The organism is Streptomyces sp. H27-H5 (assembly GCF_026627505.1).
Taxonomy (GTDB): domain Bacteria; phylum Actinomycetota; class Actinomycetes; order Streptomycetales; family Streptomycetaceae; genus Streptomyces.
Map to the genome: position 1 here is coordinate 1 of NZ_JAPNLK010000174.1, position 8,788 is coordinate 8,788.

Sequence of the window (8,788 nt, forward strand, 5' to 3'; positions counted from 1 at the left end):
GACCGCAGTTCTCAATCAGTGGTCGGAGCGTCCCGGAGGACCGGGCGGCCATTCCTTCCGAGTCATCAACGACAGACCCCCATCAGCCACACCCGGTCCTCCCGGACCGCCTCACATTCTTAGGGAACCCCCATGCGCCTCGGACTGGCACTCGGCTACTGGGGGCGCGGCCCCAACCCGAACCACCTCGACCTCGCCACCGAGGCCGAGGACCTCGGCTACGCCTCGGTGTGGACCGCCGAGGCCTGGGGCTCCGACGCCTTCACCCCGCTGACCTGGATCGCCGCGCACACCTCGCGGATCCGCCTCGGCACCGCCATCGCCCAGATGTCCGCCCGCACCCCCACCGCCACCGCCATGCACGCCCTCACCCTGGACCACCTCTCCGGCGGCCGGATGACACTGGGCCTGGGCCTGTCCGGCCCGCAGGTCGTCGAGGGCTGGTACGGGCGCCCCTTCCCCGCCTCCCCGCTCACCGCGACCCGCGAGTACGTGGACGTCGTCCGCCAGGTCCTGCGCCGCGAGGCCCCCGTCGCCCTGGACGGCCGCTTCCACCACCACCCGTACCTCGGCGAGGACGGCACCGGTCTCGGCAAACCGCTCAAGCCGATCACCCACCCGCTGCGCGCGGACCTGCCGATCCTGCTCGGCGCGGAGGGCCCCCGGAACATCGCCCAGACCACCCGGATCGCCGACGGCTGGCTGCCCCTGTACTGGTCGCCGTCGCGCACCGACGTGTACCGGGCCTCCCTCGCCGACCTCCCCGAAGGCTTCATGATCGCCCCGATGGCGCGGGCCCACGTCTGCGAGGACGTCGCCGAGGGCCTCCTGCCCGTCAAGGCGATGCTCGGCTTCTACATCGGCGGCATGGGGCACGCGGCCCGCAACTTCCACGCCGACCTGATGGCCAGGATGGGCTACGAGGACGAGGCCCGCCGCATCCAGGAGCTGTTCCTCGCCGGCCGCAAGGAGGAGGCCGTCCTGGCCGTCCCCGACGCGTTCGCCGACGAGATCTCCCTGATCGGACCCCGCGAGCGGATCGCCGAACGCCTCGACCTGTGGCGCAAGGGCCCGGTCACCGACCTGCTCCTCACCACCCCCGACCCGCACACCCTGCGGGTCCTCGCGGAACTGAACGCGTAGCGGTCAGACCTGCTCGGCCCGCGGCACCGCGTCGAGGAACTCCCGCAGGTCCAGCGCCATCACCGCGATCTCGATGTCGGCGTCGCCCGGGCGGGCGCACGTGACGATCCGCGAGCCCGGGTTGATGCTCATGCCCTCCTTCACCGACGGCGCCCGCACCCCCGTGGCCCGCGCGCCGGCCAGTTCCACCGCAGGACCCCGCTGCGGCTCCCACCGGGCCGCGCCCCCGTCCACGTACAGCCGGCCCATCCGCCAGCGCCCCGCGCCGGCGGGCAGCCGTGCCATGCCCGGCAGCCCGGGCACCACCTCGGCGGCCTGCCGCTCGCGGTGCTTGCGCCGCACCAGCCACCCGACCCCGGCCACCGCTGCGGCAGCCACCACGAACTCGATCACGCGCCCCATTCAAACAGCCGCGGCCGGCGGTCGCGTGCCGGCGGGCCCGGGGTCGAGGGGCCGTGCCGCCTCCCGACCCCGGGCCCGCCCGGGGAAACGGCCGATCAGCCGCCGAGCTGGGAGGTGCTGGGAACCTTGTCGGTCACCACCGCCCCCGCGCTCTTGCCGGCCTCCTTGACCCCGTTGATGACGCTCTCGAAGGAGCCGATGTCGGCGTCGCCCGCCTGCCCCTTGCGGAGCTTGGTCGCCAGGCCCTTGAGGGACTCGATGCCCGCCGTCAGCGGGACCACCGCCTTGGACAGCAGCGGGTCGCCCTTGGCGTTGGCGGTCGCCGCCTTCAGCCGGTTGTAGGCGAAGGCACCCGCCAGACCCGCCTTGATCAGCGCGAACGTACGGCCCTTCGCGCCCTTCTTGAACTTGCCCGCCTGGTACGGCTTGACGATCCAGTGGTAGGTCGCGCCGGCCGCGAGACCGGCGTTCGCGACGAAGCGGGTCTTCGCGAACTTCTGCTTCTCCGCGGACGTGCTCGGCGCGGGAGTCGCGGCGGCGGCCTCCTCGGCGGCCAGCACCTCGACGGCCGACGCCTCCGCGGCCGCCTGGTCGGCGGCCGTGGCCGCGGACAGCGAGACGTCCTCGCTCTTGGTCTTGGCCTTCCCGCCCCCCTCGGAGCCACAGGCGGTGGCGCCGGCCAGCAGCGCACAGGAAAGGAGCACCGACGTGACGGCACGACGGAATCGAACGTTTCTGGGTACGGACACAGTTGCCTCCGGGGACTGAGGTGTCCTCCGCACCCTCACCCGGCCTGTGGGGCTCCGCCACTTGGGGGACCCGTTCGGGGGTTTGCGGCGCGCCTGCGCGGCAACACGGGGTGCATGCCCACACACACCCGAGTACACACCCGAGGAAGCAGTTCGGCGGGCCGGGCCGTCGCCCTGGTGGCGGACATCGCAGCCTTCGTGATCGGCCTGTGGATCCTGCTGTTCCTGCTCGACGCCAACCAGGGCAACGCTTTCGTCGACCTCGTCCACGACGCGGCGACCTGGCTGGCCGGCTGGTCCTACGACCTGTTCACCTTCGACCGCGCCTGGGTCCAGGTCGTCGTCGGCTACGGCATCGCGGCCGTCGTCTACCTCTTCATCGGCCACGCCCTGGCGAGCCGACTCTCCCGCCGCTGACGCACGGGGCGTGTGGGGCCCGCAGGCCCCACACGCTCAACCGCAGCAGTCCGGCTCAAGTCCCCGCGGCAGGTTCAGCCCGCCGAAGACCTCGCCCGTCGCCTCGTCCCCGCCCAGCGCGGCGACGGCCAACAACAACGAGCCCGCCGTCCACGTGGTCTGCTCGACCGGCCACACCGCCCGGTCCACGAACTCGTACCCCGTCCAGTACATGCCGTTGTCGGCCCGCAGGTGCCCGATCGACCGCAGGATCTCCAACGCCCGGTCGGACTCCCCCAACGCCCAGAGCGCGAGGGCCAGTTCACAGGACTCCCCGCCCGTGACCCACGGGTTCGGCAGCACGCACCGCACCCCGAGGTCCGGGACGACGAACTCCGCCCACCGCTCCTCGATGCGCGCCGTCGCCTCCGGGCCGGTCAACGCACCGCCCAGCACCGGGTAGTACCAGTCCATCGAGTACCGGGACTTGTCCAGGAACCGCTCCGGGTGCCGTCGGATGGCGTGCCCCAGCGCGCCCGCCGCCAACTCCCAGTCCGGCTGCGGGTCCTCGCGGTGCTCCGCGATGGCGAGCGCGCACCGCAGCGCCTGATGGATCGACGAGGACCCGGTCAGCAGCGCGTCGGTGACGGCCGCGCCGTCCGCCTCCCGCTTCCAACCGATCTCACCGCCCGGCTGCTGGAGCCCCAGCACGAACTCCACCGCCGCGTACACGGCCGGCCACATCCGGTCCAGGAAGGGATCGTCGCCGGTCGCCAGGTAGTGGTGCCAGACGCCCACCGCGATGTACGCGACGAAGTTCGACTCGCGACTCGCGTCCTGCGGAGCGGAGGTGTCCACGCCCTCCGGCCGGTCGGCGTAGGCCGCGAACCAGGAACCGTCCTCGTTCTGGTGCCGCGCCAGCCACGCGTACGCCCGCTTCGCCGCCTCGTGCTCGCCCGCCACGTCCAACGCCATCGCGGCCTCGGTGTGGTCCCACGGATCGAGGTGGTGCCCGCGGAACCACGGGATCGCCCCGTCCGCCCGCTGCGCCGCGAGGATGCCCGCGACGGTCCCGGCCGCCTGCTCGGCGGTCAACACGCCGTCCAGGACCAGGTGTTCGGTACGACCGGGGGACGTCACTTCGCCGCGTCCACGGGCAGGTGCGGCTTCGTCGCGTACGCCACGAAGCTCTTGCCGATCACCGGGTTCAGGGCCTGCTCCGCGAGGCGCGTGGCCAGCGGCTTCTTCATGATGTCCCAGACCAGCAGCTTGTGGTACGCCTTCACCGGCAGCGCCTTGTCGTTGTCGACGCCGAACGCGCACTTCAGCCACCAGTACGGGGAGTGCAGCCCGTGCGCGTGGTGCGTGCCGTACGGCTTGAGGCCCGCGGCCTCCATCTTGCCGATCAGCTCGTCCGCCTTGTAGATGCGGATGTGGCCGCCCTCGACCTCGTGGTAGGCGTCGCTGAGCGCCCAACAGATCTTCTCCGGGCCGTACCGCGGCACCGTGATCGCGATCCGGCCGCCCGGCTTGAGGACCCGCACCATCTCGGCGAGCACGCCCTTGTCGTCGGGGATGTGCTCCATCACCTCGGAGATGATCACGACGTCGAAGGAGTCGTCGGGGAACGGCAGGGCCAGCGCGTCGCCCTCCATGGCGGTGGCGGTGGCGCCGGCCGGTGCCTCACCGGCCTCCTTCATCGCGGCGAACCACTTGGCGACCTCGCGGATCTCCTCGCCGTTGCGGTCCACGGCGACCACCTGCGCACCGCGCCGGTAGCACTCGAAGGCGTGCCGGCCTGCGCCGCAGCCCAGATCGAGCACGCGGTCGCCTGCGGCGAGCGGGAACCGGGAGAAATCGACGGTCAGCACGGGGTCCTGCCTTCGCGGTCGCGGGGGTCTACGGGGTGGAACTCGGAACGGGGATGACTCATCGGCGAGGCGTCAGCGCGCACGACGCGTACGGGCGGCCTGCTCGATGGCGGCCCGGTAGTGCACCACGGTTCCCTCGGCGGCCTTGGCCCAGGTGAACCGGGTCAGGACTCTGTCGCGCCCGGCGGCGCCGAGCCGCTCGCGCAGCGGCGCGTCACCCAACAGCCGGCCCAGCGCGGCGGCGAGCGCGCCCGCGTCACCGGGCGGCACCGCCAGACAGGTCTCCCCGTCGGGCCCCGTCACCTCGGGGATCGCCCCGCCGGTGGTCGCGACCAGCGGGGTGCCGGTGGCCATGGCCTCGGCCGCCGGGAGCGAGAAGCCCTCGTACAGCGAGGGCACGCAGGCGACCTGCGCGCTGCGCACCAGGTCGACGAGCTCGGCGTCCGTGATGCCCTTGACGAAGCGGACCGCGTCCTGGAGTCCGTACGTGGCGATCGCGCGGGCGACCGGCCCCTCCTCGGCGCGCCGGCCCACGACCACGAGGTGCGCGTCGGGCTGTTCCGTGCGGAGCTTCGCGAGCGCCTCCACCAGGTGGACGAGGCCCTTCAGCGGCACGTCGGCGCTGGACGTCGTCACGATCCGCCCGGGCACCTCGGCCACGGACGCGTCGGGCGACCACAGGTCGGTGTCGGCGCCGATGTGCACCACGTGGATGCGCTCGCCCCGGACGCCCAGGTGCTCGGCGATCTCGACCTGCGAGGAACCCGACACGGTCAGCACGGACGGCAGCCGGCGGGCCACCCGGCCCTGCATGCGCGTGAACCCGTACCAACGGCGCACCGAGAGCCGCTTCTTGCGGTCCTTGGCAGCGGCCAGCTCCAACGTGCGGTCCACGGTGATCGGGTGGTGGATCGTCGTCACCAGCGGCGCGCCGAGGTCCCCGAGCAATCCGTACCCGAGCGTCTGGTTGTCGTGGATGACGTCGAACTCACCGGCGCGCGCGGCCAGGTGCCGGCGCGCTCGCAGCGAGAAGGTCAGCGGCTCGGGGAAGCCGCCGGTCCACATGGTGGCGACTTCGAGGGCGTCGATCCAGTCCCGGTACTCCGCCCGTTCGGGCGTACGGAACGGGTCGGGGCTGCGGTAGAGGTCCAGGCTCGGCAGCTCGGTCAGCGTGGCACCGGTGTCGAGCACCGGGTAGGGCTGGGCGCCGATGACCTCGACGGAGTGGCCGAGCCGGACGAGTTCCCGCGAAAGGTGGCGGACGTAGACGCCCTGGCCGCCGCAGAACGGGTTCCCCTTGTAGGTGAGGAGTGCGATGCGCAACGGGCGGTCACCTTCGGTGGCGGAACTCGCGAAAGGGCTCGTCACCACGGCCTCTGCGGTCACTCTCGGCCCCCTTCTCCCTGCACTTTCGCCGGAGCGTAACCGCTCGGATAATGTAGAACAAGTTTCAGACTTGATCCGTCTGAGAGCATTGAATCTACCGGCCGGAAACCTCACCGTAAGAGGCGGAGCAGGTGATTCACGCCACGACTCCGACGCCTGACACGCCGGCCCCGGATCAGCCCCGGAACCGCCGGCGCGACAACACTGAACGCCTTGGAACGGGACAGATGACAGCGGAAGCGAAGGCCGTGACCACACCGGCGTCCCCGCCCCTGACGGAGCGCCAGGAGGCGCGCCGACGCCGCATCCTGCACGCCAGCGCCCAGCTGGCCGGCCGGGGCGGTTTCGACGCGGTCCAGATGCGGGAGGTCGCCGAGGCGGCCGGCGTGGCGCTCGGGACCCTGTACCGGTACTTCCCGTCCAAGGTGCACCTGTTGGTCGCCACCATGCAGGACCAGCTCCAGCACATGCACACCACGCTCCGCAAGCGCCCCCCGGCGGGCGACGACCCGGCGGCCCGGGTCGCGGAGACCCTGATGGGCGCCTTCCGGGCCCTCCAGCGCGAGCCGCACCTCGCCGACGCGATGGTGCGCGCCCTCACGTTCGCCGACCGGAGCGTGAGCCCCGAGGTGGACACGGTGTCGCGGCTGACCACGGCGATCATCCTGGACGCGATGGGCCTGGACGCCCCGCCGACGGCGGAACAGCTGTCGGCGGTGCGCGTGATCGAGCACACCTGGCACTCGGCGCTGATCACCTGGCTGTCGGGCCGCGCCTCGATCGCCCAGGTCAAGATCGACATCGAGACGGTCTGCCGTCTGATCGACCTGACGACGCCGGCCCCGACGCCGGCTCCGACCCCCACGCCGGCTCCGTCCAAGGCGCGCTCCAAGGCCCCGGGAAAGTCCTGATCCTGACGTAGGGGCGGCGGGGCGGGGCCGGCCGCCTACTCCTCCGGCGGGAACACCGCCTCCCCGCTGCCCAGCAGGGTGATCGTGATCGCCTCGACGGGGCAGCCCTCGGCCGCCGTCAGGACCGGTTCGTTCGCGTCCGTCTCGGGGGCCGCCGGGTGGGACTGGCGCGCCGAGTCGAGGGAGAAGCCGGCCGGGGCGTGGTTCACGCACATGCCGGAGCCGATGCAGACGCTCCGGTCCACCTCCACCTGCCAGCGGTCCCCCATCACGCGTCCGTTCCCGGCGCGGCCGGCGGCTGGTAACCGGCGGGCAGGTGGATCATCTTGTGTTCCAGGTACTCGCTCAGTCCCTCGGGGCCGAACTCCCGCCCGACGCCGCTGTTCTTGTAGCCGCCGAACGGTCCCAGCATGTCCAGGCTGAAGGTGTTGACGTTGAAGGTGCCGGTGCGCACCCCGCGCGCGAAGTCGATGCCGTGCTCCACGTCGCCCGTCCAGACGCTTCCGCTGAGTCCGAACTCGGAGTCGTCGGCGATCCGCGCGGCCTCGGCCTCGTCGCCGTAGGGGATCAGGCAGACCACGGGCCCGAAGATCTCCTCGCGCGCGATGCGCATGGAGTTGTCGACGTCGCCGAACAGGGTGGGTTCGACGTACCAGCCCTGGTCCAGGCCGGCGGGGCGACCGCCGCCGACGAGGATCTTGGCGCCCTCCTCCTGTCCGATCCGGATGTAGTCCAGCGAGCGCTGTTGCTGACGGCGGGCCACGAGCGGTCCGAGCTGGGTCGCCGGGTCCAGGGGGTCGCCGACCACCAGCGCGCCGGCGGCGGCGGCGAGGGCCTCGGCGACCTCCGCGTACCGGGCGCGCGGGGCGAGGACGCGGGTCTGGGCGACGCAGGCCTGACCGTTGTTCATCCAGGCCGCCGGGACGATGCCGGCGATGGTGGTCTCCAGGTCGGCGTCCGGGAGGATCACGGCGGCGGACTTGCCGCCGAGTTCGAGGGTGACCCGGGTGAGGTTGCGGGAGGCGACCTCCATGACGCGCCGGCCGGCGGCCACCGACCCGGTGAAGGCGACCTTGTCGATGCCGGGGTGCCCGACGAGGTACTCGCTGACCTCCCGGTCGGCGGGCAGGATCGACAGCACGCCCTCGGGCAGCCCGGCCTCGCGCACGATGTCGGCGAGGATGTAGGAGTCCAGCGGGGACTCCGGCGAGGGCTTGAGGATCACCGCGGAGCCGGTCAGCAGCGCGGGTGCCAGTTTGGCGGCGGCGACGAACTGCGGGACGTTCCAGGGGATGACGGCGGCGACCACGCCGACCGGCTCCCGGCGGACCAGGATGGGTCCGAGCACGCCCTGGCGGTGCTCCTCGTAGGCGTAGTCGCGGGCCACCGTGATCGCGGCGTCGTAGACCATCATCGGGCCCAGCGCCTGGGCGAGGACGGACCAGGAGTAGGGGGATCCGTTCTGGGAGCTGATGGACCGGGCGATCTCCTCGTGCCGCACCGCGATGGCGTCCTTGACGCGCGCGACGACCGCGATCCGCTCGTCGAGGGACATCCGGGGCCAGGGTCCCTCGTCGAACGCCTTGCGCGCGACGGCGACGGCGCGGTCGACGTCCGCCGTGGTGGCGTGCGGGACGCTGCCGATGACCTGGCCGGTGTGCGGGGAGACGACCCGGATGATGTCGGTGCCCAGCGGGTCCGTCCACTCCCCGCCGATGAACAGTTGTCCGTGTTCCACGAGCTCGGTCATGGCTGAGGCCTCCTGCGGCTACCTGCGGCGTGACGTTCCAGAACTGATACCAGTTCTAGTGCTGCTCCGCGAAAGTTCGTGGAGGGGGGTTCAGGCTTCCTGGAGGGGGCTGGCGGCGTAGGTCCACTTGAAGGGGCGGGCGGTCTCGTTCCGTTTGATCATGTAGTCGTCCATCTTGGC

At 72.0% G+C, this 8,788-nt stretch carries 10 protein-coding genes; 3 read left to right on the forward strand and 7 right to left on the reverse strand.

What is annotated here, in order from left to right:
• The first annotated feature begins 132 nt into the window (after window positions 1-132).
• Window positions 133-1,143, forward strand: a complete 1,011-nt coding sequence (locus OTB19_RS40430; protein WP_267803837.1) for an LLM class F420-dependent oxidoreductase — start codon at window positions 133-135, stop codon at window positions 1,141-1,143.
• Window positions 1,144-1,146: 3 nt separating this feature from the next.
• Here the strand turns inward: OTB19_RS40430 and OTB19_RS40435 are convergent, their stop codons facing one another.
• Both OTB19_RS40435 and OTB19_RS40440 read right to left on the reverse strand, forming a co-directional pair.
• Window positions 1,147-1,536 (reverse strand): hypothetical protein, encoded by a 390-nt coding sequence (locus OTB19_RS40435; RefSeq protein ID WP_267803838.1) that lies wholly within the window; start codon window positions 1,534-1,536, stop codon window positions 1,147-1,149.
• 104 nt (window positions 1,537-1,640) lie between these two features.
• Window positions 1,641-2,249 (reverse strand): hypothetical protein, encoded by a 609-nt coding sequence (locus OTB19_RS40440; RefSeq protein WP_267803840.1) that lies wholly within the window; start codon window positions 2,247-2,249, stop codon window positions 1,641-1,643.
• A 159-nt stretch (window positions 2,250-2,408) separates the two neighbouring features.
• Between OTB19_RS40440 and OTB19_RS40445 the strand changes: the two genes are divergently transcribed.
• Window positions 2,409-2,711, forward strand: coding sequence for a hypothetical protein (locus OTB19_RS40445; protein ID WP_267803841.1), 303 nt, complete (start codon window positions 2,409-2,411; stop codon window positions 2,709-2,711).
• A 36-nt stretch (window positions 2,712-2,747) separates the two neighbouring features.
• Here the strand turns inward: OTB19_RS40445 and OTB19_RS40450 are convergent, their stop codons facing one another.
• From OTB19_RS40450 to OTB19_RS40460, 3 genes are all read right to left on the reverse strand, one after another.
• Window positions 2,748-3,830, reverse strand: a complete 1,083-nt coding sequence (locus OTB19_RS40450) for a prenyltransferase (RefSeq protein WP_267803843.1) — start codon at window positions 3,828-3,830, stop codon at window positions 2,748-2,750.
• Window positions 3,827-4,561, reverse strand: a complete 735-nt coding sequence (locus tag OTB19_RS40455) for a class I SAM-dependent methyltransferase (protein ID WP_267803845.1) — start codon at window positions 4,559-4,561, stop codon at window positions 3,827-3,829. Before OTB19_RS40455 ends, OTB19_RS40450 begins: the two co-directional genes overlap by 4 nt.
• A gap of 72 nt (window positions 4,562-4,633) precedes the next feature.
• Window positions 4,634-5,947 (reverse strand): glycosyltransferase family 4 protein, encoded by a 1,314-nt coding sequence (locus OTB19_RS40460; protein ID WP_267803846.1) that lies wholly within the window; start codon window positions 5,945-5,947, stop codon window positions 4,634-4,636.
• A gap of 227 nt (window positions 5,948-6,174) precedes the next feature.
• On the opposite strand from OTB19_RS40460, the gene OTB19_RS40465 reads away from it, so the two are divergent.
• Window positions 6,175-6,858: a TetR family transcriptional regulator gene (locus OTB19_RS40465; RefSeq protein WP_267803847.1), complete on the forward strand. Its 684-nt coding sequence runs from the start codon at window positions 6,175-6,177 to the stop codon at window positions 6,856-6,858.
• A 35-nt stretch (window positions 6,859-6,893) separates the two neighbouring features.
• Here the strand turns inward: OTB19_RS40465 and OTB19_RS40470 are convergent, their stop codons facing one another.
• Both OTB19_RS40470 and OTB19_RS40475 read right to left on the reverse strand, forming a co-directional pair.
• Window positions 6,894-7,127 (reverse strand): ferredoxin, encoded by a 234-nt coding sequence (locus OTB19_RS40470; RefSeq protein WP_267803848.1) that lies wholly within the window; start codon window positions 7,125-7,127, stop codon window positions 6,894-6,896.
• A complete protein-coding gene (locus tag OTB19_RS40475; RefSeq protein ID WP_267803849.1) occupies window positions 7,127-8,608 on the reverse strand; it encodes an aldehyde dehydrogenase in 1,482 nt (493 codons plus the stop codon). The genes OTB19_RS40470 and OTB19_RS40475 overlap by 1 nt, the downstream gene beginning before the upstream one ends.
• Window positions 8,609-8,788 lie beyond the last annotated feature (180 nt).

Coding starts and splice junctions, on each gene's coding strand:
- OTB19_RS40445 (WP_267803841.1), top strand. CDS start 2,409: ATGCCCACACACACCCGAGTACACACCCGAGGAAGCAGTTCGGCGGGC.
- OTB19_RS40430 (WP_267803837.1), top strand. CDS start 133: ATGCGCCTCGGACTGGCACTCGGCTACTGGGGGCGCGGCCCCAACCCG.
- OTB19_RS40470 (WP_267803848.1), bottom strand. CDS start 7,127: ATGGGGGACCGCTGGCAGGTGGAGGTGGACCGGAGCGTCTGCATCGGC.
- OTB19_RS40465 (WP_267803847.1), top strand. CDS start 6,175: ATGACAGCGGAAGCGAAGGCCGTGACCACACCGGCGTCCCCGCCCCTG.
- OTB19_RS40475 (WP_267803849.1), bottom strand. CDS start 8,608: ATGACCGAGCTCGTGGAACACGGACAACTGTTCATCGGCGGGGAGTGG.